At 70.1% G+C, this 21,322-nt stretch carries 23 protein-coding genes, 1 other RNA gene and 2 riboswitches; of the genes, 13 read left to right on the top strand and 11 right to left on the bottom strand.

Features of this window, described 5'->3' with window-relative positions; genetic code table 11:
• Positions 1-148 precede the first annotated feature (148 nt).
• Both BM272_RS08100 and BM272_RS08095 read left to right on the top strand, forming a co-directional pair.
• Complete coding sequence (locus BM272_RS08100; RefSeq protein WP_240308070.1) at positions 149-1,198, top strand: helix-turn-helix domain-containing protein; 1,050 nt, start codon at positions 149-151, stop codon at positions 1,196-1,198.
• A complete protein-coding gene (locus BM272_RS08095) occupies positions 1,179-1,658 on the top strand; it encodes a PIN domain-containing protein (protein ID WP_093428281.1) in 480 nt (159 codons plus the stop codon). The genes BM272_RS08100 and BM272_RS08095 overlap by 20 nt, the downstream gene beginning before the upstream one ends.
• A gap of 65 nt (positions 1,659-1,723) precedes the next feature.
• Here BM272_RS08095 and BM272_RS08090 read toward each other — a convergent pair whose 3' ends face one another.
• The 8 genes from BM272_RS08090 to BM272_RS08055 form a co-directional block, all read right to left on the bottom strand.
• Positions 1,724-2,071, bottom strand: coding sequence for a hypothetical protein (locus BM272_RS08090; protein ID WP_093428280.1), 348 nt, complete (start codon positions 2,069-2,071; stop codon positions 1,724-1,726).
• A 23-nt stretch (positions 2,072-2,094) separates the two neighbouring features.
• Positions 2,095-2,769 carry a glutathione S-transferase N-terminal domain-containing protein gene (locus BM272_RS08085; RefSeq protein WP_093428278.1) on the bottom strand — a complete coding sequence of 225 codons (675 nt, stop codon included), beginning with the start codon at positions 2,767-2,769 and terminating at the stop codon, positions 2,095-2,097.
• Complete coding sequence (locus BM272_RS08080) at positions 2,766-3,236, bottom strand: EVE domain-containing protein (protein WP_093428277.1); 471 nt, start codon at positions 3,234-3,236, stop codon at positions 2,766-2,768. Before BM272_RS08080 ends, BM272_RS08085 begins: the two co-directional genes overlap by 4 nt.
• Positions 3,237-3,602: 366 nt before the next feature.
• Positions 3,603-4,217 (bottom strand): 5-formyltetrahydrofolate cyclo-ligase, encoded by a 615-nt coding sequence (locus tag BM272_RS08075; protein ID WP_093428275.1) that lies wholly within the window; start codon positions 4,215-4,217, stop codon positions 3,603-3,605.
• A 97-nt stretch (positions 4,218-4,314) separates the two neighbouring features.
• A non-coding RNA gene (ssrS, locus tag BM272_RS08070) (6S RNA) lies at positions 4,315-4,500 on the bottom strand.
• A gap of 91 nt (positions 4,501-4,591) precedes the next feature.
• Positions 4,592-4,942 (bottom strand): cell division protein ZapA, encoded by a 351-nt coding sequence (locus tag BM272_RS08065; protein ID WP_093428274.1) that lies wholly within the window; start codon positions 4,940-4,942, stop codon positions 4,592-4,594.
• Positions 4,942-5,148, bottom strand: coding sequence for a TIGR02449 family protein (locus BM272_RS08060; protein ID WP_093428273.1), 207 nt, complete (start codon positions 5,146-5,148; stop codon positions 4,942-4,944). Before BM272_RS08060 ends, BM272_RS08065 begins: the two co-directional genes overlap by 1 nt.
• Before the next feature lie 89 nt (positions 5,149-5,237).
• The gene (locus tag BM272_RS08055; RefSeq protein ID WP_093428272.1) at positions 5,238-5,738 is read right to left on the bottom strand and encodes a DUF2062 domain-containing protein; all 501 of its coding nucleotides are present in this window, start codon (positions 5,736-5,738) and stop codon (positions 5,238-5,240) included.
• A gap of 285 nt (positions 5,739-6,023) precedes the next feature.
• On the opposite strand from BM272_RS08055, the gene BM272_RS08050 reads away from it, so the two are divergent.
• The 5 genes from BM272_RS08050 to BM272_RS08030 are packed head-to-tail and all read left to right on the top strand — an operon-like array spanning position 6,024 to position 10,704.
• Positions 6,024-6,365: a hypothetical protein gene (locus BM272_RS08050; RefSeq protein WP_240308069.1), complete on the top strand. Its 342-nt coding sequence runs from the start codon at positions 6,024-6,026 to the stop codon at positions 6,363-6,365.
• A gap of 1 nt (position 6,366) precedes the next feature.
• The gene (locus tag BM272_RS08045) at positions 6,367-6,945 is read left to right on the top strand and encodes a UPF0149 family protein (protein WP_093428271.1); all 579 of its coding nucleotides are present in this window, start codon (positions 6,367-6,369) and stop codon (positions 6,943-6,945) included.
• Positions 6,946-6,954: 9 nt separating this feature from the next.
• A complete protein-coding gene (gene pepP, locus BM272_RS08040) occupies positions 6,955-8,259 on the top strand; it encodes a Xaa-Pro aminopeptidase (protein ID WP_093428270.1) in 1,305 nt (434 codons plus the stop codon).
• Positions 8,252-9,475 (top strand): 2-octaprenyl-6-methoxyphenyl hydroxylase, encoded by a 1,224-nt coding sequence (gene ubiH, locus BM272_RS08035; RefSeq protein ID WP_093428269.1) that lies wholly within the window; start codon positions 8,252-8,254, stop codon positions 9,473-9,475. Before pepP ends, ubiH begins: the two co-directional genes overlap by 8 nt.
• Positions 9,472-10,704, top strand: a complete 1,233-nt coding sequence (locus BM272_RS08030; protein ID WP_093428268.1) for a UbiH/UbiF/VisC/COQ6 family ubiquinone biosynthesis hydroxylase — start codon at positions 9,472-9,474, stop codon at positions 10,702-10,704. Before ubiH ends, BM272_RS08030 begins: the two co-directional genes overlap by 4 nt.
• A gap of 22 nt (positions 10,705-10,726) precedes the next feature.
• On the opposite strand, the gene BM272_RS08025 is transcribed toward BM272_RS08030, so the two are convergent.
• The 3 genes from BM272_RS08025 to BM272_RS08015 form a co-directional block, all read right to left on the bottom strand.
• Positions 10,727-11,815 (bottom strand): ABC transporter ATP-binding protein, encoded by a 1,089-nt coding sequence (locus tag BM272_RS08025; protein ID WP_093428267.1) that lies wholly within the window; start codon positions 11,813-11,815, stop codon positions 10,727-10,729.
• On the bottom strand, positions 11,808-13,424 hold the full coding sequence (locus BM272_RS08020) for an ABC transporter permease (RefSeq protein ID WP_093428266.1): 1,617 nt from the start codon (positions 13,422-13,424) through the stop codon (positions 11,808-11,810). The genes BM272_RS08025 and BM272_RS08020 overlap by 8 nt, the downstream gene beginning before the upstream one ends.
• Positions 13,425-13,501: 77 nt before the next feature.
• Positions 13,502-14,542 carry a Fe(3+) ABC transporter substrate-binding protein gene (locus BM272_RS08015; RefSeq protein WP_399349373.1) on the bottom strand — a complete coding sequence of 347 codons (1,041 nt, stop codon included), beginning with the start codon at positions 14,540-14,542 and terminating at the stop codon, positions 13,502-13,504.
• A 138-nt stretch (positions 14,543-14,680) separates the two neighbouring features.
• Positions 14,681-14,775: riboswitch (glycine riboswitch) on the top strand.
• Positions 14,776-14,777: 2 nt separating this feature from the next.
• Positions 14,778-14,859, top strand: a riboswitch (glycine riboswitch).
• Between the two features lie 39 nt (positions 14,860-14,898).
• Between BM272_RS08015 and lipA the strand changes: the two genes are divergently transcribed.
• The 6 genes from lipA to gcvPB all read left to right on the top strand — a co-directional run bounded on the left by lipA (position 14,899) and on the right by gcvPB (position 21,322).
• A complete protein-coding gene (gene lipA, locus BM272_RS08010) occupies positions 14,899-15,897 on the top strand; it encodes a lipoyl synthase (protein WP_399349370.1) in 999 nt (332 codons plus the stop codon).
• The gene (gene gcvT, locus BM272_RS08005) at positions 15,894-16,994 is read left to right on the top strand and encodes a glycine cleavage system aminomethyltransferase GcvT (protein ID WP_093428263.1); all 1,101 of its coding nucleotides are present in this window, start codon (positions 15,894-15,896) and stop codon (positions 16,992-16,994) included. Before lipA ends, gcvT begins: the two co-directional genes overlap by 4 nt.
• Before the next feature lie 66 nt (positions 16,995-17,060).
• Positions 17,061-17,450 (top strand): glycine cleavage system protein GcvH, encoded by a 390-nt coding sequence (gcvH, locus tag BM272_RS08000; protein ID WP_093428262.1) that lies wholly within the window; start codon positions 17,061-17,063, stop codon positions 17,448-17,450.
• 37 nt (positions 17,451-17,487) lie between these two features.
• Positions 17,488-18,855: an aminomethyl-transferring glycine dehydrogenase subunit GcvPA gene (gcvPA, locus tag BM272_RS07995; protein WP_093428261.1), complete on the top strand. Its 1,368-nt coding sequence runs from the start codon at positions 17,488-17,490 to the stop codon at positions 18,853-18,855.
• A 24-nt stretch (positions 18,856-18,879) separates the two neighbouring features.
• Positions 18,880-19,845, top strand: a complete 966-nt coding sequence (locus tag BM272_RS07990) for an MBL fold metallo-hydrolase (protein ID WP_093428260.1) — start codon at positions 18,880-18,882, stop codon at positions 19,843-19,845.
• A gap of 19 nt (positions 19,846-19,864) precedes the next feature.
• The gene (gene gcvPB, locus BM272_RS07985; protein ID WP_093428259.1) at positions 19,865-21,322 is read left to right on the top strand and encodes an aminomethyl-transferring glycine dehydrogenase subunit GcvPB; all 1,458 of its coding nucleotides are present in this window, start codon (positions 19,865-19,867) and stop codon (positions 21,320-21,322) included.

The raw sequence follows: 21,322 nt of genomic DNA, 5'->3' as shown, positions 1-21,322 counted from the left end.
GCGGGAGCCGCCGGTCACCATCTTGTAGCCAGGTATTGTGGGCAAGTAACGGAGTCACCGGGGTGCGTGATCGCGCAGCGTCGTTTACAATTTCGGAGAATTCCTTTCTTTATGTAAACGGGGGCGAGTGGCTATGCTTGGAGAGCGCTTGAAGCGAGCTCGCGAGGCATCAGGCCTCAGCCTGCGCGATCTGGCCGCACGGATTGGAGTTAGCCATACCCTCCTGAGCCAGTTCGAAAAGGGGCAGAAGACCCCCGACTCGGGGCAGCTGATCCGGCTCGCTCGTGCCCTTGGGGTGCGGAGTGAGTATTTCCTGCGCCCAGCGGCCTATTCCCTCGAGGGCCTGGAGTTCCGCAAGCGTTCCAACCTGCGTGTCCGGGACGAGAAGCGGATCCGGGCCGAGGTACTGGATCAGGTCGAGCGTCGGTTGGAGCTTGAAGGCTTGTTCCCGGCTCTTGCCAGGGGGTTCGAGACCCCTTCAAGCCTGTCGAAGCAGGTCGCTCGAGAGGGAGATATCGAGGAGCTGGCCATTCTTCTGCGCCAGGCCTGGGGGCTGGGGCTTGGCCCGATTGCGGACATGGTGGATACCCTGGAGGGTCAGGGTTTCCGCGTGGTGATGGTGGATGTGGACCCCTCTGCCCGTTTCGATGGCTTGACCGCGGAGGTGGGCGGTCACCCGGTTGTTGTCGTGGGTAGGGAGTGGCCGGGGGATCGTCAGCGTTTCACCCTGGCCCACGAACTTGGCCACCGGATCCTGGCTGGTCGACTGGCCGGGGAACAGCTGGAAGAAGAGAAGGCCTGCAATCACTTCGCAGGGGCGTTTCTGGCTCCCCGGGATTCGGTGCTGGAGGCACTGGGTCCGAAACGAACCTGGCTGGAGCCCCAGGAGCTGGCCCTGCTGAAAGAAGAGTATGGCCTGAGCATGCTGGGGTGGGTCATCCGCGCGCGACAGCTCGAGATACTCCAGCCGTCGAATTACGAGCGCATGGCGCGCTACTTCAGCAAGCATGGCTGGCGCACGGAGGAACCGCGCACCTACCCTGCGGAGAAGGCGCATCTGTTCCCGCAGATGGTCTATCGCGCTCTGGGGGAGGACCGGATTTCTGAATCCAAGGCGGCAGAGCTGCTGGCGGTGCCGTTAGCCGAGCTGCGCGCGCAGCGCAACCTGGATGCGGCATATGCGGCTGCTGATCAGTGATGCGAATGTGCTGATCGATATCGAGGAGGGGGAGTTGGTCCCCGTCCTGTTTCAACTGCCCCATCGTATCGCGACGCCGGACATCCTGTTCTTTGACGAGCTGGAATCTCATCATCCGGAACTGCCCGAGGCCGGTCTGGAATTGCTGCCCATGTCCGGCGACCTCATCGACGAGGCCGGTCGTCAGGCGGCGGTTCATTCCGCACCCAGCCGCTACGATATGCTTGCGCTGGTACTGGCGAGGGAGCAGGAATGCGTCCTGCTAACGGGGGATAACCCTCTGCGCAAATTGGCCAGTGAGCAGGGGGTAGAGGTTCACGGTACTTTGTGGCTCGTTGAACAGATGATTGGCGAGATGCTGCTTTCCAGGGACGCGGCCAGGGCCGCCTACGAGCGTATGAGATCTCGCGGTAGTCGGCTGCCATGGGAGAAGGCCTTTCGGCGACTGGAGAGGCTGTGAAGGGTCACGGCCTCTCCGTCTCCGCCAATCGAAGCCATCTTGCAAGCCAGCCGTAACACCCGGCCTCAGCCCGAAGGCGCCTCGCCGGTCTTCTGCCGGATGGCCTCCTGGTCGAAGGCCTCGTCGATGGCGAGCACTGTCTCGCGCATGAGGCGGAAGCCCTCCACCGGGGCGTCGTCGGCCTGGTACTTCAGGCGCAGGGGGCCGATGCTGTTGACCACCTGGGCGCGTTCCACCTCGGCGTCGGTATCGGCGGCGCCGCAGCCCTCGGCGATCCCGGCGAGGATCTCGCCGGCGATGGGGTCGGGGTGTTCGCCGTTCTGCGCCCTGGTCAGGGACTCGGCCACCTCGCCGGCGAGGAACTGGTGGTTGGTGTTGGCATCAAGGAACTGCAGAAGCTCTCCGAGGGTCATGATTTGCCTCCTGTTCGGGTTGGTCAGGCGGCCAGCAGGCCATCGGCGGTGGCCGCCCCGCAGGCGGCCTCCACCCGCTGGATGTAGTACATGATACTCACCGGCAGGCTTACGCCGTCCAGCTGCTGCAGCGGCGCCAGGTCGGCGGCGAGCAGGCAGTCGGCGACGGAGAGGGTGCCGGTGTAGAAGCGTCGTTGTTCGAGATACTTGCCCAGCTCCGGCAGGCGGGAGAGGGTGGCGAACTGTTCGTAGGCGGCGTAGCGGTCGTTGGCCAGCGCCTCCAGGCCCATGCCGAAGCGGTGCTCGGCCTCGCGCTTCCACGCCTCGAAGGCGGCCTCGTCGTCGCCCACGCCGCGGAAGGCGGGCACCACCGGCGCATAGAGTCGCTGCAGCAGGGGGTCGGCCTGCTCCCGCCAGTCGAGCAGGGCGTCCCGGGCGCCGCGGTCGATGGCGCCCTCCACCAGGGGTTCACCGCCCACGATCCCGTCCAGCTCGAAGAGGGTGGTGGGGAAGTCGGTGTGCACGGCGCCGGCATCGTCCACCAGCACCGGCAGGGTGCGGGCGATGCCGAGGTCGAAGAAGGTGGCGTCGTCATCCGGGGCGACGGCCACGGCCTCGAAATCCACGCCCTTGGCGGCCAGCGCCAGGCGCAGGCGCTGGGATTCGGGGACGGCCCACTGGTGATACGCGGTGATCACGCCCCTTCCTTCTCCATGGCCAGGATGGCCTGCCACTCGTCCTCGGTCACCGGCATGATGGAGAGCCGGTTGCCCTTCTGCACCAGCTTCATCTCCGCCAGCTCCGGCCGCTGCTTGAGTTCGTCCAGCGGGATGTAGCGGTCGAAGTGGCGGGTGTAGCGCACGTCGACCATGTACCAGCGCGGCTTGTCCGGGTCCGACTTGGGATCGTAGTACTTCGCCTCCGGGTCGAAGGCGGTGTGGTCGATGTAGGGCTCGCTGACGATCTCCATGAGCCCGGCGATGCCCGGCGGCTTGGTGTTGGAGTGGTAGAACAGCGCCTGGTCCCCGGGCTGCATCCGGTCCCGGATCATGTTGCGGACCTGATAGTTGCGGATCCCGTCCCAGTGGTCAGTGCCGTCGGGCATTGCCGCCAGGTGGTCGATGCCGAAGACGTCGGGTTCCGATTTCATCAGCCAGTAGGCCATCTTGCCGCTCCCTCCCGCTCCATTCCTGAGTCATTGGGTAGGGGATGATCCCGTATCCGCGCGGCTCGCGCAACGGCCGCGCGCCGGACCAGCTCCCCCGCACGGAGAAGATGGTATTCTGAAGGCCGATGGTGCCGTTGCGGGTCCCGAGGCGGACCGCGAGGGCCGTCGAGCAGAATGTGACCACCCTCACGGATTGACGGGGATTAACGTGTTCATCGGGGGATGTATTGGGGCCCCGTTGGAATCCTGAATGGCTAAGGAGGGGAACATGAGAAGCAGAAAGCCCGATCTCGTTACCGCGATCACCGTCCTGGTTGTCGTCGGCATCCTCTCGACGACCTTTGCCGGTGAGCTGCTGGCGGCCTACTGAGCCGGCCGGTTCTCCGCCGGGATGATGCCGGCATCGGTGGCCACCGCGGCCACCGGGATGTCCCACGATTCCGCCTTGAGCGCCTCCACCTCCTGGAAGGCGTAGGCCGTCCCCATGAGCCGGGGCGGGTTCCAGACCCGTCGCCGGGCGCGATAGGCCAGGCTCTGGTCGTAGAAGCCGCCGCCCATGCCCAGCCGGTTCCCGGCCCGGTCGAACCCCACCAGCGGCAGCAGGAGCAGGTCCAGTCCCCAGGCGGGGACCAGGTGCTGGTGGTGGACCACCGGCTCCGGGATCCCGTAGGTGTTGGGGGCCATGGGCGTCTCCGGCCCCCAGGGGGCGAAGCGCATGGCGCGCATGCCCGGCCCGCCGATCACCGGCAGGTAACAGGTCTTGTGCATGGCCCAGGCGCGCTCGGCCAGGGGGCGCAGATCCACCTCGCCGTCGTTGGGGAGGTAGAGGGCGATCCGATCGCTGTAGACGAACCAGGGGTGGCGCGCCAGGTGGGTTACCAGGTCGGTAGAGCGGCGACGGCGCTCCCCCGGCTCCAGGTGGCGCCGGGCGCGGCGCAGGCGGCGGCGCAGTTGCTTGCGACTCTCGCTGGTCTCCACGGTGTTCCCCGGGCTGCGGCTGAACCGGACGGATGGACACGTTCCCGGCCCCGGCCACAACGGGCCTCGAGTACCGAAAACGGGGAAAGAGGAAGCGGTATCCCCCGCCTGTGCCGCATCATCCTTCGTCCTTGAACCGGAGGTTCAAGGCGGGGAGCTCAGTGATGCTTCAGGCTTTCCGCTCGGAGGCGGACGTGCTCACCGCACCACGATATCGTTCCCCTTTGGTGCTGCGTTAAGGCTCAAGGGTCTTCCCGGATGTGTGCGAACACCGCAGGGGATACCAGTCATGATCCTAGAACATCTGGCGGCCCGATAAACAGCCTTGTCAGCGGCGGGTGGGCGTGATACCCGAACAGGGCACCGAGGCGCGCTCAGGAGGAGCTGGGGGAGGGGGGCTGCTCGCGCTTGTCACCGCCGGCCTCCTCGGCCTCCAGCGCCTCGTCGATACGCTCGGTGAGGCGGGCGATGCGCTCGCGGGTGTCGCTGCGCTCGCGGCTGTGCTCCTCGCGCTCCAGCAGCAGCTCGTTGGTGATGTTCAGCGCGGCGATGACGGCCACGCGGTCCATCCCGACGATGTTCCCGGAGTCGCGGATCTCGCGCATGCGATCGGAGAGGTAGCGCGCCGAGGCGACCAGAGACTCCTTCTCGTCCTCGCGGCAGGCGATGCGGTATTCGCGATCGAGGATATGGACGGTGACCGGGACGGTCTCGGCGTCGGCCATCACTCCTGCTCCATGGACTTGAGACGGGTGATCATGCCCTCGACCCGGGAGCGCGCCAGCTCGGTCTTCTCGATGAGCTGGGCGCGCTCGGTCATCAGGCTCTGCTGGTGCTCGCGCAGGGAGCGATTTTCCTCCTGCAGGCGTTCCACCGTGCGCAGGAGCGTCTCCACGCGGGATTCCAGTTGCTTGAGGTCGACATCTTCCATCGCTGCCCCGATGCTGGCGGGTGCTGCTCCGTGCGCTGTCCCGGTTGCAGGGAAAGCCCAAGGCACTATAGAGCCGGCATTCTGGGGGGTCAACGGGCCACCGATCGACGGCGCGCCAGCAGCGCGGTGAGGCGATGGGTGAGGAAGTACCCGCCGACGGATACCGGGATCGCCACCAGCAGGCTGCCCACCCCGGTGAAGATGAGTTCGTCTCCGACCCCCTGGAAGAACCAGGCATCGGCTGGCGGTAGCGGGCCGGGCCAGACGGCGACGGCGGTCATGCCGATGGAGTGGAACCCCCAGTAGAGCGGCGCCATGGTGAAGGGGTTGCTGATCCAGGAGACGGCAAAGGCCGCGGGGAAATTGCCGGCCACCAGGATGCAGGCGGTGATCATGAGGGCAGTCTGGAAACCCACCGTCGGCGTCAGACCGACGAACAGCCCCACGGCCACGCCGCGGGCGATGGCCTCCGGGTGACTGCGCAGGCTGCCGGAGACCTCCAGCACGCGCTGCAGGCGGGGATGACCGGACAGCCAGCGGTGGCCCCGGCGGCGCAGGGCGCGGAAGCGAGCGCGCAGGGAGTCCATCATGAGCCACTCTGCGCCACGGCTGTGGCGTTACGGCACACCGGGATCACCGCTACCGGACAGGTGCGGCGAGGTTCGATTGGGCTTTCCGGTCTCCGGTTCATGGGCGCGTTCGGTCTGGATTTCGTGTCGTCGATGCCCTGGCAATTATCGTCGTTCCCGGGCCGGGGGAACAGATAGCAAGCACGCTCCGTGCCGGACTACCCACCAACCCCCTTCCGGGAGCGGTTGGGCTGCCCCGGGGCGGGTGCTAGGATACAGGCCGAACCATTGCCGGGGTACGACAACATGGCGGAATATCAGCTCTCGACCGAGGAGCTCGCCCGTCTCTCGGTGGACGACTACGAGGCGGAGAACCCCCTGCGGCCCGATGCGGTGATCCTCGAGGGGACGGCCCACAACGGCAAGCCCTGCCGCATGGTGGACAACACCGCCTCGGTCCCGGCGGACGAGCTCCAGGCGCTGTTCGACCATCTCATCGCCGAGGAGACCTTCGGCATCAGCGGCACCTCCGTCAGCGGGGGCAGCACCATCCGTATCGGCGGTCCCCAGGGGACCCACATCCAGATCGGAGAGGACATCTACCGCATCGTCCTCTTCCCCTACGAGGCCCGCATCGAGCGCTTCTGACATGACCGAAGAGACCGCAGCCACCTACGATGAAGTCCAGGACGCCCTGCACCGCCTGGGTCTCGAGTCCCATCCCGCCGAGGTCCAGGGGCGGCTCTGCGGCCGGACCTGTGCCGCCGGCGATATGGAGTTCGATGCCTGGCTGGGCAAGGTGGCCCCGGAGTACGACCCGAGCAATGCCCTGGCCAGCGAGTCGCTGGAGCCGCTCCGGCGCCTGCACAAGGCCACGCGGCTCCAGCTCAACGACCCCAACATGCGCTTCGAGCCGCTGCTGCCGCCGGACTCCGTTGCCCTGGCCTCCCGTGTGGAGGCCCTGGGCGACTGGTGCCTGGGCTTTCTGGAGGGCATGGCCGAGGGGGGCATTCGGGACGTGGACGGCCTGCCCGGGGATGCCGCCGAGGTGGCCCGGGACCTGGTGGAGCTCAGCCAGGCCGGCTCCTTCGAGCTGGAGGGCGGCGAGGAGGACGAGGATGCCTACGTGGAGCTGGTGGAGTACCTGCGCACCGCGACCCTGCTGGTCATGGAGGAGCTCCAGCCCACCTCGGCGCCGCCGCTGGGCAGCGGCGCCACCTTCCACTAGGAGGCCCGCGTGACCGATCCCTTCGCCCATCGCCGACAGCGCCTTCGGGAGGCCGTGGGGGAGGACGGTATCGCCATCCTGCCCACGGCGCCGGAGCGTCAGCGCAACCGCGACGTCGACTATCCCTACCGGCCCGACTCCGACTTCCACTACCTCACCGGCTTCCCCGAGCCGGAGGCCGTGATGGTCCTGGCGCCGGGCCGGCCCCACGGCGAGTACCTCCTCTTCTGCCGCGAGCGCGACCCGGACAAGGAGACCTGGGAGGGGCGCCGCGCCGGCCAGGAAGGGGCGGTGGCGCGCTACGGCGCCGACGACTCCTTCCCCATCGGCGACCTGGACGACATCCTCCCTGGCCTGCTGGAGAACCGCGCCCGGGTCTACTGCACCATGGGGCTGGATGCCGAGTTCGATACCAAGCTCATCGGCTGGATCAACTGCCTGCGCGAGCGCAGCCGCGCCGGGATCCACACCCCCGGCGAGTTCGTCGCCCTGGACCATATCCTCCACGAGATGCGCCTCTACAAGGGGCCGGAGGAGGTGGCGCACATGCGCACCGCCGCCCGGATCTCCGCCGAGGCCCACCGGCGCGCCATGCAGGCCTGCCGCCCGGGGATGATGGAGTACGCCCTGGAGGCGGAGTACCAGTACGTCTTCCGGCGGGAGGGGTGCAGCGCGCCGGCCTACCCGCCCATCGTCGGTGGCGGCGCCAACGGCTGCATCCTCCACTACACCGAGAACGAGGCCGAGCTGCAGGACGGCGACCTGGTGCTGGTGGATGCCGGCGGCGAGTACGCCGGCTACGCCGCCGACATCACCCGGACCTTCCCGGTGAACGGTCGCTTCTCCGCCCTCCAGCGCGAGGTCTACGACATCGTCCTGGCGGCCCAGCACGCCGCCATCGATGCGGTGCGGCCGGGCAATCACTGGGATCACCCCCACCAGGCGGCCCTGCGGGTCCTGGTCCAGGGGCTGGTGGACCTGGGGGCGCTGGCCGGCGAGGTGGACCACCTCATCGAGACCGGCGCCTTCAAGCCCTTCTTCATGCACCGCACCGGCCACTGGCTGGGAAGGGACGTCCACGACGTCGGCGACTACAAGATCGGCGAGGAGTGGCGGGAGCTGGAGCCGGGCATGGCGCTCACCGTGGAGCCGGGGCTCTACTTTGCGCCCGGTGGTCAGGCTCCGGAGCGGCTCCAGGGGATCGGCATCCGCATTGAGGACGACGTCGTGGTCACCGCCGACGGCTGCGAGGTCCTCACCGACCACGTCCCCTCGGACCCCGACGCCATTGAGGAGCTCATGGCGCATGAGTGAGGCCTTCGACATCGCCATCGTCGGTGCCGGCCCGGTGGGGGCGGGGCTCGCCCTGGCCCTGGACGGGGCCGGCTACCGGGTGGCGGTGATCGAGGCCGCGCCGCCGTCCAGCGAGACCGGCTCCACCTTCGATGCCCGCAGCCTGGCGCTGGCGTGGGCCTCTCGCCAGGTCCTGGCGACCACCGACCCCGCCCTCTGGGCGGAGATCGAGGCCGGCGCCGCTCCCATCCACCGCATTCACGTCTCCGACCGCGGCCGGCCCGGCTTCGCCCGGCTGGACCGCGACGACGAGCAGGTCCCCGCCCTGGGCTACGTCGTGGAGAACCGCCTGCTGGGCCGCGCCCTGCACGCGGCGCTGGACCGCTCCGGCGTCACGCTCTTCTGCCCCGCCCGGGTCACCGCCGTGGACCGTTCGCCGCGCCGGGCGCGGGTGCTGGCGGAGGGGCCGGAGGGCCGGGTGGATCTCACCGCCTCGCTGCTGGTGGCCGCCGACGGCGGCAACTCCGCCGTGCGCGAGGGGGCCGGGATCGGCACCCACCGGGTGGAGTACGGCCAGACCGCGATTATCGCCAACGTCGCCCCGGCCCTGGACCCCGGCACCACGGCCTGGGAGCGCTTCACCGAGACCGGCCCCCTGGCCCTGCTGCCCCTTACCGAGGGGCGCTGCTCCCTGGTCTGGACCTGCCGCCAGGGCGAAGAGGAGGAACTGCTGGGGCTGGACGATGCGGCCTTCCTGCAGCGGCTGGAGACGCGCTTCGGCGGCCGCCTGGGCGGCTTTACCGCCGTGGGCGAGCGCCACGCCTACCCCCTGGGCCTGCAGTACGCCGAGCGCTTCACCGCGCGCCGGCTGGCGGTCATCGGCAACGCCGCCCACGTCCTCCACCCCGTGGCCGGGCAGGGCTACAACCTGGGCCTGCGCGATGCCGCCGTGCTGGCCGAGGTCCTGGCCGATGCCCGGCGGGCCGGCCGGGACCCTGGCGACGAGACCCTGCTGACCGACTACGCCCGGCGCCGCCGGGCCGATTACGCCCGCACCACCGCCTTCACCGATGGCCTGGTGCGGACCTTTTCCAACGCCGTGGCGCCGGTGGCGGCGCTGCGGGCGGCGGGGCTGGTGGCCCTGGACCGCCTGCCGCCGGCCCGCCACGCCCTGGCCCGCCAGGCCATGGGGCTGGGTGGTCCGGTGCCGCGGCTGGCCCGGGGGCTGGCGCCATGAGGACCGAGGACCACACCTTCGACGTGATCATCGTGGGCGGCGGCATGGTGGGGCTGACCCTGGCCGCCGCCCTGGGCCATACCTCCCTGCGGGTGGCCGTGGTGGAGCGCAGCGAGCCGGACCCCGCCGCGGGTACCGGGGACTGGGACCAGCGCGTCTCCGCCATCACCGTCGCCTCCCGCCGGATCCTGGATAACGTCGGCGCCTGGCAGGGCATCGCCACCCGCCGGGTGAGCCCCTTCCGGGAGATGGATGTGCGCGACGCCAGCGGCCCCGGCCACATCCACTTCGATGCCGCCGACCTGGGCGAGCCGCTGCTGGGCCACATCGTGGAGAACGGCGTCATCCGCACCGCCCTCCATGACGTGGTGGCGGAACTGCCCAACGTCCGCCTCTACGAGCCGGCGACCATCCGGCGCATGGGCTGGGACTCCGACCACATGTACCTGCGCCTGGAGGACGATCGACTGCTGGCCGGCGGGCTGCTGGTGGGCGCCGATGGCGGTCGCTCCTGGGTCCGGGAGCAGGCCGGGATCACCACCCGCGGCTGGGACTACGGCCAGCAGGCGGTGGTGGCCACCGTGCGCACCGCCGAGCCCCACCAGGAGACGGCGTGGCAGCGCTTTCTCCCCGACGGTCCGCTGGCCTTCCTGCCGCTGGCGGACGGGCGCTGTTCCATCGTCTGGTCCACCACCCCCGAGCAGGCCGAGGCGCTCACCGCCATGGAGCCCGAGACCTTCTGCGGCGAGCTGGGCGAGGCCTTCGACCATATCCTGGGGCCGGTGGAGGAGACCGGCCCCCGGGCGAGCTTCCCCCTGCGGCTGCTCCACGCCAACGCCTACGTCCGCCCCCGGCTGGCACTGGTGGGGGATGCCGCCCACACCATCCACCCCCTGGCCGGCCAGGGGGTCAATCTGGGGCTGGCGGACGCCGCCACCCTGGCGGAGACCCTGCTGGAGGCGGTGGAGCAGCGCCGGGGCATCGGCTCCATCCCGGTGCTGCGCCGCTACGAGCGTCGCCGCAAGGCGGACAACGTGGCCATGATGGGGGCCATGGACGGCTTCAAGCGGCTCTTCGGCAGCGAGCTGGCGCCCCTGCGCTGGATGCGCAATATCGGTCTCAACCTCACCCACACCGTCCTGCCGGTGAAGAACGGCCTCATGCGCCACGCCATGGGCCTCACCGGCGACCTCCCGGAGCTGGCCCGCCGCGACCCCGAGCGGCGCTAGGCCCCGGAGACCCGAACACTCCCTAATCCGGGTCTTCCGGCGCCTCCTCCACGGCGCAGGCCGGCCCGCCGTCCCGGGGGAAGAGGACCAGGTGGTCCAGATCGGGGCGGACGGTGACTCGCGTACCCACGGCGTAGGCGTTGTGGCTGGGCGCCAGGCTCAGCAGCCGCGATCCCCCGGGCAGGCGAAGGGTGTAGAGGTAGTCGGCCCCGCGGAAGACCCGCTCCTCCACCTGGGCGGTGCCCTGGCCGTCGGGGTCTAGGATGATGTCGTCGGGCCGCACCAGGACATCCACCTGGCGTCCCATGGGGCAGTCCGACGGCACCGCCCCCTCCAGCAGCCCCAGCTCCGTCTCCACCTTGCCGTGGGCGAGAACCGTCCCCGGCAGGCGCACCCCCAGGCCGACGAAGTCGGCCACGAAGGGGGTCGCCGGGCGGTGGTAGAGGTTGTACGGCGTATCCCACTGGCAGAGCGCCCCGCCGGACATGACGCCCACGCGGTCGGCCATGGCGAAGGCCTCCGTCTGGTCGTGGGTCACCAGCAGGGCCGTGATCCCCGCCGCCTGGAGGATCCCCCGCAGTTCCCGGGGCAGCTGCTCGCGCAGCGCCACGTCCAGGCTGGAGAAGGGTTCGTCCAGCAGCAGGATGGCCGGCTCCGGCGCCAGGGCGCGGGCGATGGCCACCCGCTGCTGCTGGCCGCCGGAGAGGTGGTGGGGGTAGCGCGGCCCGGCGCCGGGCAGGCCCACCAGCGCCAGCAGCTCGTCCACCCGCTCGCGGCGCCTGGCCGCGCCCCGGGGGAGGCCGAAGGCGATGTTGTCGGCCACGGAGAGGTGCGGGAAGAGCGCCAGGTCCTGGAAGACCATGCCCACGCGGCGGTGCTCCGGCGGGATGCTGGCGGCGGGGCCGGCGACCTCCCGCCCCTGGAGGAGGACCCGGCCGGCATCGGGCCGCTCGAAGCCGGCGATGGTGCGCAGGGCCGTGGTCTTGCCGCACCCGCTGGGCCCCAGCAGGCAGCCGATGGTGCCGGCCTCCATCTCCAGGGAGACGTCGGCCACGGCGGTGTGATCGCCGTAGCGGACGGTGAGCCCCTCCAGTCGCAGCGCCTCAGCCATGGTCGCGCGCCCGGGTGATGGAACGGCTGAGCAGGATCACCGGGAGGAGCCCGGCGGCGACGATGGTCAGCGCCGGCGGCGCCGCCTCGCGCAGGCGCTCGTCCGAGGCCAGTTCGAAGGCGCGCACCGCCAGGGTGTTGAAGTCGAAGGGGCGGAGCACCAGCGTCGCCGGCAGCTCCTTGAGGACGTCCACGAAGACCAGAAGCATGGCGGTGAGCAGGCTACCGCGGATCAGGGGCAGGTGCACCCGCCGCAGGGTCGCCAGGGGGCCGTGGCCCAGGGTCCGCGCCGCCTCGTCCATGCTCGCCCGGACCCGGCCCAGGCCGGACTCCACGGTGTTCAGGGAGACAGCCAGGAAGCGCACCAGGTAGGCGAAGACCAGGGCCGCCAGGGTACCGCTCAGCAGCAGGCCGGTGCTCACGCCGAAGGTGGCGCGCATCCAGCCGTCCAGGGCGTTGTCGAAGGCGGCAAAGGGGATGACTACCCCCACGGCGATGACCGTCCCCGGCACGGCGTAGCCCATCCCGGCCACCCGCACCGCCGCCGCCGGCAGTCGCCCGGGCAACAGCCGCTGGCCATAGGCCAGGAAGAGGGCGAGCACCAGGGCCAGGCCGGCGGTCACCACCGCCAGCCCCACGGAGCGCCCGGCCAGGGTGGCGAAGCCGCGGTCCACGCTCCCGGCCACCTCCAGGCTCCAGGCCAGGAGCTGCCCGGCGGGGACGAGGAAGCCCAGGGCCAGCGGTACCAGGCAGGCCGCCACTGCCCCGGCGGCGCGCCAGCCGGTGAGTTCGAAGACCGGCGCCGGCTGCCAGGTGCCGTGGTGGTGGTACCGGGCGCCGCGGCGGGAGGCGCGCTCGAGTAGGATCACGGCGAAGACGAAGGCCAGGAGCAGGGCGGCCAGCTGGGCCGCGGCGGCGGCCTCCCCCATGCCGAACCAGGTCCGGAAGATCCCGGTGGTGAAAGTGGAGACGCCGAAGTACTTGACCGTGCCGTAGTCGGCCAGGGTCTCCATGAGCGCCAGGGAGAGGCCGCCGACGATGGCCGGCCGCGCCATGGGCAGTGCCACCCGGGCGAACATCCGCCACGGCCCCAGCCCCAGGGTGCGGGCGACATTGAGGGCGCTGGCCGACTGCTCCAGGAAGCTGGCCCGGGCCAGGAGGTAGACGTAGGGGTAGAGCACCAGGGTCAGCATCAGGGCCGCGCCGGTGAGGGAGCGGATCTCGGGGAAGGCGTAGCTGCCGACCTCCCAGCCGGTGATCGCCCGCAGCCCCGTCTGTACCGGGCCGGCGACGTCCAGCAGGCCGGTGTAGGTGTAGGCGATGATGTAGGCCGGCATGGCGAGGGGGAGGAGAAGCGCCCACTCGAACAGCCGCCGGCCGGGGAACCGGCAGACGGCGCACAGCCAGGCGGTGCCGGTGCCGAGGAGGAAGGTCCCGACCCCCACCCCGAGCATGAGCAGCAGGGAGTTGGTGACGTAGCCCGGCAGCACGGTGGCGGCCAGGTGGCCCCAGATCGCGGTGTCGAAACGCAGCAGGGAGCCCACCACCACCGCCACCGGCAGGGCCAGCAGAGCGGCCACCAGCAGCAGTCCCGGTTGCCAGGCACGCACGAAGGCGGCCCCCCACCACGCCGTGCGGGGGGCCGCTTCAGCGGCGGAGTCGCCCTCCCCCGGAAGGGGGGTGGGGCCTAGCGCCACCCCGCTCGATCCATGAGCCGGACGGCCCGGGCGTTGAGCTCACCCAGCCGGGTCAGCGGCAGATCGTCGGCCTGGAAGTCGCCCCACTTCGCCAGGGTATCGGCGGCAGGGACGCCGGCCTTCACCGGGAACTCGTTGTTGGCCTTGGCGTACCACTGCTGGGATTCGTCGGTGGTTAGGAACTCCAGCAGCGCCCGGGCCCGGTCCCGGTTCTGGCTGGCGGCGACCACACCGCCGCCGGAGACGTTGACGTGGGCGCCCCGGTCGTCCTGATTGGGCCAGACCAGCCGCACGGCCTCTGCGGCCTCCTGGTCATCGGTCCCGCCGTTCTGCATGGCGCCGTAGTAGTAGGTGTTGGCCACGGCGACGTCGCACTCCTCGGCGGCCACGGCGCGGATCTGGTCGCGATCGCCGCCCTGGGGGTCCCGGGCCATGTTGTCCACCAGGCCCTCGGCCCACGCCTGGGTCTCCTCTTCGCCGTGCTCGGCGATCATCGACGCCACCAGGGACTGGTTGTAGACGTTGTCCGAGGAGCGGATGCAGACCCGGCCCTCCCACTCGGGATCGGCGAGGTCCTCGTAGGAGGTGATGGCACCCTCCTCGACCCGGTCGGCATGGGTGAAGATCACCCGCGCCCGCTGGGAGAGGCCGAACCAGTGGCCCTGCTCGTCGCGCAGGTGGGCCGGGATGGCCGATTCCAGCACCGCGGAGTCGGTGGCGGCCAGGACGCCGGCCTCCCGGGCGCGGTGGAGGTTGCCGGCGTCCACCGTGATGAGCACGTCCGCCGGCGTGTTGCGGCCCTCGTTCTCCAGGCGGGAGAGCAGGGCGCCGGCGTCGGCGGTGAGGAGCTTCACCTCCATCCCGCTCTCCTGCCCGAAGCGATCCAGCAGCGGCTTGATGAGTGCCTCCTTGCGGGCGGAGTAGACGTTGAGGGTCTCCTCCTCCCCGGCGCCGCCACAGCCGGCGACCAGCACGGCGCTTATCAGAGCGGTCATCCAGTAGCCGAGACGCGGCATGGGTCTCTCCTCGATGGTTGTTGGGACAGGGGCGACCGTACGCCGTGAAGGGGCTTTTGTCCAATGAGAATCATTCCGTTTTGTCGGGAGGGGAATCCGGCCACCCCCGCGGTTGGATCCCGGGGCCGGCTGGGTTATTCTGAACGTTCGGCTGCTGTACCTGTGGGAGAGCGCGGCCATCCGGTGGCCGCCGCCGAAGGCGCAACAATCGCCCGTAATCGCTCAGGCCAAGGGACCGCAGGTACAACGAAAGGCCGACTCTGGAGAGCGGTCGCCATCGGCGACCCACCGAAGGGGCTCAAGCTCTCAGGTGAAAGGACAGAGGGGCGATGGACAGGGCAACCGAACCGTTGACCGGGTCCATCGCCTCGATCCCGTCCAGACACCGAATCCAGCTTGGGAGAGCGAGCATGCCGCAAAGCCCCGAACGCTTCATCCCCGTATTCGATCACTCCGATCGCCCCAACGCCGGGCGGATGCCGGAGTGGATCCGGCTGAATCTCGACGCCGATCCGCGCTACGCCGATACCGCCCGCGCCGTCCACGACCAGGGCCTGAACACCGTCTGCGAGGAGGCGCGCTGCCCCAACCGCGGCGAGTGCTGGGCCCGCGGCACGGCCACCTTCATGCTCCTGGGCGAGACCTGCACCCGCGCCTGCGGCTTCTGCTCCGTGCAGACCGGCCGGCCCGACTGGTTCGACAACGACGAGCCGCGCCGGGTCGCCGAGGCCGCCACCGCCATGGGGCTGGACTACATCGTCCTCACCTCGGTGAACCGTGACGACATGGCCGATGGCGGTGCCGGGATCTTCGCCGAGACCCTGCGCGAGGTGCGCCGGCGTGATGCGCGCATGGGCGTGGAGTTCCTCACCCCCGACTTCCAGCAGGACATGGACGGCGCCGTGGCAGCCATCGCCGCCGCTACCGCCGAGTTCCCGCTGGCCGAGAGCGAGCCGGCGGACCTGGTCTGGGGCCACAACGTCGAGACCGTCCCCTCCCTCTACCGGGAGGTGCGCAAGGGCTCGCGCTACGAGCGCTCCCTGGAGCTGCTGGAGCGCGCCTCCGCCCTGCCGCGGGTGGAGGCCAAGTCGGCGCTCATGCTCGGCATGGGCGAGACCGCCGACGAGGTGGCCGAGGTCCTGCGCGACCTGCGCGGTGCCGGCGTGGAGCGCATCGCCCTGGGGCAGTACCTGCGCCCCACCCGCTACCACCTGCCGGTGAAGGAATACGTCACCCCCGAGCAGTTCGACGACTACGCGGCCATCGCCCGCGACCTCGGCTTCGGCTGGGTCAAGGCCGGGCCGCTGGTGCGCTCCTCCTACCACGCCGAGGAGCGCCAGGATCACGCCATGAAGGGGGTCTCCGCATGAGCCTCAAGCGCACGCCGCTCCACGACAAGCATGTCGCCGCCGGGGCCAAGCTGGCCGACTTCTACGGCTGGGAACTGCCGGTCCACTACGGCTCCCAGGTGGAGGAGCACCACCACGTCCGCAACGAAGCCGGGATGTTCGATGTCTCCCACATGAACGTGGTCGACATCGAGGGCGAGGGGGCCACCGACTTCCTGCGCTACCTCCTGGCCAACGACGTGGCCAAGCTCAAGACCCCGGGCAAGGCGCTCTACAGCTGCATGTGCAATCCCGAGGGCGGGGTGGAGGACGATCTCATCGTCTACCGCATGCACGACACGTGGTATCGCGCCATCCTCAACGCCGCCACCCACGACAAGGACATGGCCTGGCTGGAGCAGCACATCGCCGGCTTCGCCTGCACCCTGTGCGAGCGCACCGACCTGGCGCTGGTGGCGGTCCAGGGGCCCAAGGCCCGCGAGCGTGCCCTCGACGCCCTGGGCGAGAACGGCGCCTTCGCCGCCGATCTCAAGCCCTTCCAGGCCGCCGGGGACGACCGCCTCTTCATCGGCCGCACCGGCTATACCGGCGAGGACGGCTTCGAGATCTCGGTCCCCAACGAGCGCATCGCCGGTCTCTGGGACGAGCTGGAGGCCGCCGGAATCCAGCCGGTGGGCTTCGGTGCCCGGGACACCCTGCGCCTGGAGGCCGGCATGGCCCTCTACAGCCACGAGATGGATGAGTCCACCTCGCCGCTGGAGGCCGGGCTGGCCTGGACCGTCGCCTTCGAGCCGGCCGACCGCGACTTCCTCGGCCGCGCCGCCCTGGAGCGCCAGCGCGAGGCCGGGGTCGCCCGGGAGCAGGTGGGCCTGGTCCTTGCCGACCGCGGCGTCCTGCGGGACGGGCAGACCGTCCACTGCGCCGGTGGCGACGGGATTACCACCTCCGGTACCTTTTCCCCCACCCTGGGCCGGGCCATCGCCCTGGCCCTGGTCCCCGCCGGGACCGCCGAGGCCGGTGGCCGCTGCGAGGTGGCGGTGCGCAACAAACGGCTCTCGGCCGCCGTGGTCAAGCCGCCCTTCGTGCGTAACGGCCAGGCCCGGGTCGAATTACCCTGATATCCTTCGGGGGGTGAAATGCCCCCTGCCACTGTCCGAATTTTCGAAACCCAACGGGAGAGACCCATGAGCAACATTCCCGCCGATCGCAAGTACACCAAGTCCCACGAGTGGGTGAAGACCAACGACGATGGCACCCTCACCATCGGCATCACCGAGCATGCCCAGGAGCTCCTCGGCGACATGGTCTTCATCGAGGTCCCGGAGGAGGGCGGCACCCTCACCGCCGGCGAGGACTGCGCCGTGGTGGAGTCGGTGAAGGCCGCCTCCGACGTCTACGCCCCCGTGGGCGGCGAGGTGGTGGAGGCCAACGAGGGCCTCGCCGACTCCCCCGAGACCGTCAACCAGGACCCCTACGGCGAGGGCTGGCTCTTCCGCGTGAAGCCGGACGCCGAGCCCCAGGACCTGATGGACCCCGACGCCTACCAGGCGCTGGTGGACTCCGAATCCCACTGAGCGCGAGGCCGCAAGGCGCGACGCGCGAGGAGAGTTCATGCCCTTCATTCCGCATACCGAAGAAGAGGTGCGCGCCATGCTCGACGCCATTGGCGAGTCGAGCATGGAGGCGCTGTTTGATGAGATCCCCGCCGAGCTGCGCAGCGAGGGCCTGACCCGGGTCCCACCGGGCGCCAGCGAGATGCAGGTGGGGCAGGAGATCCGCCAGCGCGCCGCCGCCGACGGGCAGCCGGTCTGCTTCATGGGGGCCGGCGCCTACGAGCACCACATCCCGGCGGCGGTCTGGGAGCTGACCACCCGCGGCGAGTTCTACTCCGCCTACACGCCCTACCAGGCGGAGGCGAGTCAGGGCACGCTCCAGGTGGTCTACGAGTTCCAGACCATGATGGCCCACCTCACCGGCATGGATGCCTCCAACGCCTCCATGTACGACGGCGCCTCGGCGCTGGCGGAGGCGGCGCTCATGGCGGTGCGGGCCAACCGCAAGGCCAAGTCCAAGCGGATCCTGATCCCGGAGAGCGTCCACCCCGTCTACCGGCGTGTGGTGGAGACCATCGTCCACAACCAGGGCCTGGAGCTGGAGACCCTGGGCGTCGACCCCGAGGGCGGTCATATCGACCCGGCCGTCCTGCCGGAAGAGCCGGGCACCTTCGCCGGTCTCGTGGTCCCGCAGCCCAACTACTTCGGGGTGCTGGAGGATGTCGACGCCCTCACCGACTGGGCCCACGCCCACGGCGGGCTGGTCATCGGCCAGGTGAATCCCACCGCCATGGCCGTGCTCACGCCGCCGGGGGAATGGGGCACCGAGGGGGCCGACATCGCCTGTGGCGAGGGCCAGCCCCTGGGCGCGCCGCTCTCCTCGGGCGGGCCCTACTTCGGTTTCATGACCTGTAAGCAGTCCCACGTGCGCCAGCTCCCCGGCCGGATCGTCGGCGGCACCATCGATGCCGACGAGCGCCGGGGCTACACCCTGACGCTGCAGGCGCGGGAGCAGCACATCCGCCGCTCCAAGGCGACCTCCAACATCTGCACCAACCAGGGGCTGCTGGCCACGGCGGCGACCATCTACCTGAGCCTCATGGGGCCGGACGGGCTGGAGCGGGTGGCCACGGCCTCCCACGCCAACACCCGCAAGCTGGTGGACGCGCTCACGGCCATCGACGGCGTGGAGAAGGTCTTCGACCGGCCCTGCTTCCACGAGGTGGCCCTGCGCACCGAGGTGCCGGCGGATCGTCTCCTGGACGCCCTGGCGGCGGAGGGGATCCTCGGCGGTGTGGCCCTGGGCGAGGACTACCCCGAGCTGGGTGACGCCTTCCTGGTCTGCGCCACCGAGGTGCGCACCGACGACGAGATCCGCGCCTACGCCGACGCCGTGGCCCGGATCCTGCCGACCCTGCGCGACTGAGGACCCGTTCCGAGGAGGTCGAACATGCTGCGCCGTACGCTCGCCACCACCGCCATCGGCGGCGCCCTGCTGGGGCTGTCCGCCTGTGCCAGCGGCCCGGAGAAGGCCTATCCCGGGATGGAGGCCACCGAGGTCGCCGACGGGGTCTGGGCGGTGATCAGCCCCGCCCGCTCCTTCCCCAACGAGGAGAACCGCGGCTGGAATTCCAACATGGCCTTCGTGGAGACCGGCGAGGGCGTGCTGGTGCTGGATACCGGCTCCTCCGAGACCATCGGCGAGTCCCTGAAGGCCACCATCCGCGAGGTCACCGACGCCCCCATCCGCTGGGTGGTCAACTCCAGCAGCCACGGCGACCACTGGCTGGGCAACCACGCCTTCGCCGGCGACGGGACCACCTTCCTGGCCACGCCGGAGGTGCGCTCCATCACCGAGTCCGAGGGCGAGACCTGGCGGGAGCGGGTGTCGCAGATGACCGGCGGCGCCACCGACGGCACCACCCTCCACCCGCCGCAGGAAGCGGTGGAGGAGACCACCACCCGCACCTTCGGCGAGGTGGAGGTGGAGCTGCGCACGGTGGGCAACGCCCACAGCCCCGGTGACCTGGTCCTGTGGCTGCCGGAGAAGGGCGCCCTGCTCACCGCCGACGTCGCCTTCGGCGAGGCGGCGCCGGCGACCATGGATGCCGACGTCCGGCACTGGATCGACACCCTGGCCGAGCTGGAGGCCCTGGAGCCCGAGGTCGTGGTTCCCGGCCACGGCCGCATCGGCGAGGGGAGCTTCATCCTGGCCGATGTTCGCGGCTACCTGGAGACCCTCTGGGAGACGGTGGAGGCCGGCTACGACCAGGGCAAGCTGGATTACCAGATGCGCGACGAGGTGGATGAGGCCCTGGCCGACTGGGCCGAGCGCTACCCCAACTACGACGAGCGCATCGGCCAGTCCATCTCCCACGTCTATCTACAGGTGGAGGAGGCCGCCTTCGGCGGCTGATCCCCGAGGAGACCGAAAAATGCTCATCTTCGAACACGGCCGTGAAGGCCGCCGTAACTACGCCCAGGCCCCGGAGGCCGGCGACCTGGACGGGATCCCGGAGGCCCTGCGCCGGAAGAAGCGGGCGCCGCTGCCGGAGGTCTCCGAGCTGCAGGCGGTGCGCCACTACACCCGGCTGTCGCAGACGAACTTCTCCATCGACACCCACTTCTACCCGCTGGGCTCGTGCACCATGAAGTACAACCCGCGCGGTTGTAACAGCCTGGCCATGCTGCCCGGCTTCCTGGGCCGTCACCCGCGCGCCCCGGAGAAGCGCTACGGCCAGGGGGTGCTCTCCTGCCTCCACGACCTGCAGGAGATGCTCAAGGACATCACCGGCATGAAGGCCGTCTCCCTGGCCCCCATGGCCGGCGCCCAGGGCGAGTTCACCGGGGTGGCCATGATCCGCGCCTACCACGACGCCCGCGGCGACACCGAGCGCAGCGAGATCATCGTCCCCGACGCCGCCCACGGCACCAACCCGGCCACGGCGGTGATGTGCGGCTACAGCGTCCGCGAGATCGCCACCGACGCCAACGGCGACGTGGATATCGAGAGCCTCAAGGCGGCGGTGGGCCCGCAGACCGCCGGGATCATGCTCACCAATCCCTCCACCGTGGGGGTGTTCGAACGCAACATCGGCCAGATCGCCGAGATCGTCCACGGCGCCGGCGGCCTGCTCTACTACGACGGCGCCAATCTCAACGCCATCCTCGGCAAGGTGAAGCCCGGCGACATGGGCTTCGACGTCATCCACATGAACCTGCACAAGACCTTCTCCACCCCCCACGGCGGTGGTGGTCCCGGTGCCGGGCCGGTGGGTGTCGCCGAGCGGCTGGAGCCCTACCTGCCGACCCCCATGGTGGGCAGGGAGGGCGACGAGTACTGCTGGCACACCGAGGCGGACTGCCCGGAGACCATCGGGCCGCTCTCCGCCCACTACGGCAACGTCGGGGTTCTGCTCCGGGCCTATGTCTACGCCCGGCTGCTGGGCCGCGAGGGCATGGAGCGGGTGGGCGAGTACGCCACCCTCAACGCCAACTACCTCATGAAGCGGCTGCGCGAGGCCGGCTTCGAGGTGGCCTATCCCGAGCGGCGCGCCACCCACGAGTTCATCGTCACTCTGCGCAAGGAGGCGAAGGAGCTGGGCTGCAACGCCATGGACTTCGCCAAGCGGCTGCTGGACTACGGCCACCACGCGCCGACCACCTACTTCCCGCTGCTGGTGCCGGAGTGCCTGCTGGTGGAGCCCACGGAGACCGAGGACAAGGCCACCCTGGACTCCTTCGTGGACGCCATGATCGCCATCCGCGAGGAGGCGAAGAACGAGCCGGACACGCTCAAGAGCGCCCCGCACACCCTGCCGGCCCGGCGGCTGGACGATGTCCGCGCCGCCAAGGAGCTGGACCTGCGCTGGGATCCGCCGGCCGCCTCCTGA

It is taken from the genome of Thiohalospira halophila DSM 15071 (assembly GCF_900112605.1).
Lineage (GTDB): Bacteria > Pseudomonadota > Gammaproteobacteria > Thiohalospirales > Thiohalospiraceae > Thiohalospira > Thiohalospira halophila.
The sequence above is the reverse complement of the archived record's forward strand: the minus strand, read 5'-3'. Positions and strand labels throughout refer to the sequence as shown.

Excerpts from the sequence above, each read along its gene's own strand:
- gcvT (WP_093428263.1), top strand. The coding sequence starts at position 15,894 with ATGAGCCTCAAGCGCACGCCGCTCCACGACAAGCATGTCGCCGCCGGG.
- BM272_RS08055 (WP_093428272.1), bottom strand. The coding sequence starts at position 5,738 with ATGATGGACTCCCTGCGCGCTCGCTTCCGCGCCCTGCGCCGCCGGGGC.
- gcvPA (WP_093428261.1), top strand. The coding sequence starts at position 17,488 with ATGCCCTTCATTCCGCATACCGAAGAAGAGGTGCGCGCCATGCTCGAC.
- BM272_RS08025 (WP_093428267.1), bottom strand. The coding sequence starts at position 11,815 with ATGGCTGAGGCGCTGCGACTGGAGGGGCTCACCGTCCGCTACGGCGAT.
- gcvPB (WP_093428259.1), top strand. The coding sequence starts at position 19,865 with ATGCTCATCTTCGAACACGGCCGTGAAGGCCGCCGTAACTACGCCCAG.
- BM272_RS08065 (WP_093428274.1), bottom strand. The coding sequence starts at position 4,942 with ATGGCCGACGCCGAGACCGTCCCGGTCACCGTCCATATCCTCGATCGC.
- BM272_RS08050 (WP_240308069.1), top strand. The coding sequence starts at position 6,024 with ATGGCGGAATATCAGCTCTCGACCGAGGAGCTCGCCCGTCTCTCGGTG.
- BM272_RS08045 (WP_093428271.1), top strand. The coding sequence starts at position 6,367 with ATGACCGAAGAGACCGCAGCCACCTACGATGAAGTCCAGGACGCCCTG.
- BM272_RS08095 (WP_093428281.1), top strand. The coding sequence starts at position 1,179 with ATGCGGCTGCTGATCAGTGATGCGAATGTGCTGATCGATATCGAGGAG.
- BM272_RS08090 (WP_093428280.1), bottom strand. The coding sequence starts at position 2,071 with ATGACCCTCGGAGAGCTTCTGCAGTTCCTTGATGCCAACACCAACCAC.
- BM272_RS08030 (WP_093428268.1), top strand. The coding sequence starts at position 9,472 with ATGAGGACCGAGGACCACACCTTCGACGTGATCATCGTGGGCGGCGGC.
- gcvH (WP_093428262.1), top strand. The coding sequence starts at position 17,061 with ATGAGCAACATTCCCGCCGATCGCAAGTACACCAAGTCCCACGAGTGG.
- BM272_RS08080 (WP_093428277.1), bottom strand. The coding sequence starts at position 3,236 with ATGGCCTACTGGCTGATGAAATCGGAACCCGACGTCTTCGGCATCGAC.
- BM272_RS08060 (WP_093428273.1), bottom strand. The coding sequence starts at position 5,148 with ATGGAAGATGTCGACCTCAAGCAACTGGAATCCCGCGTGGAGACGCTC.
- ubiH (WP_093428269.1), top strand. The coding sequence starts at position 8,252 with ATGAGTGAGGCCTTCGACATCGCCATCGTCGGTGCCGGCCCGGTGGGG.
- BM272_RS07990 (WP_093428260.1), top strand. The coding sequence starts at position 18,880 with ATGCTGCGCCGTACGCTCGCCACCACCGCCATCGGCGGCGCCCTGCTG.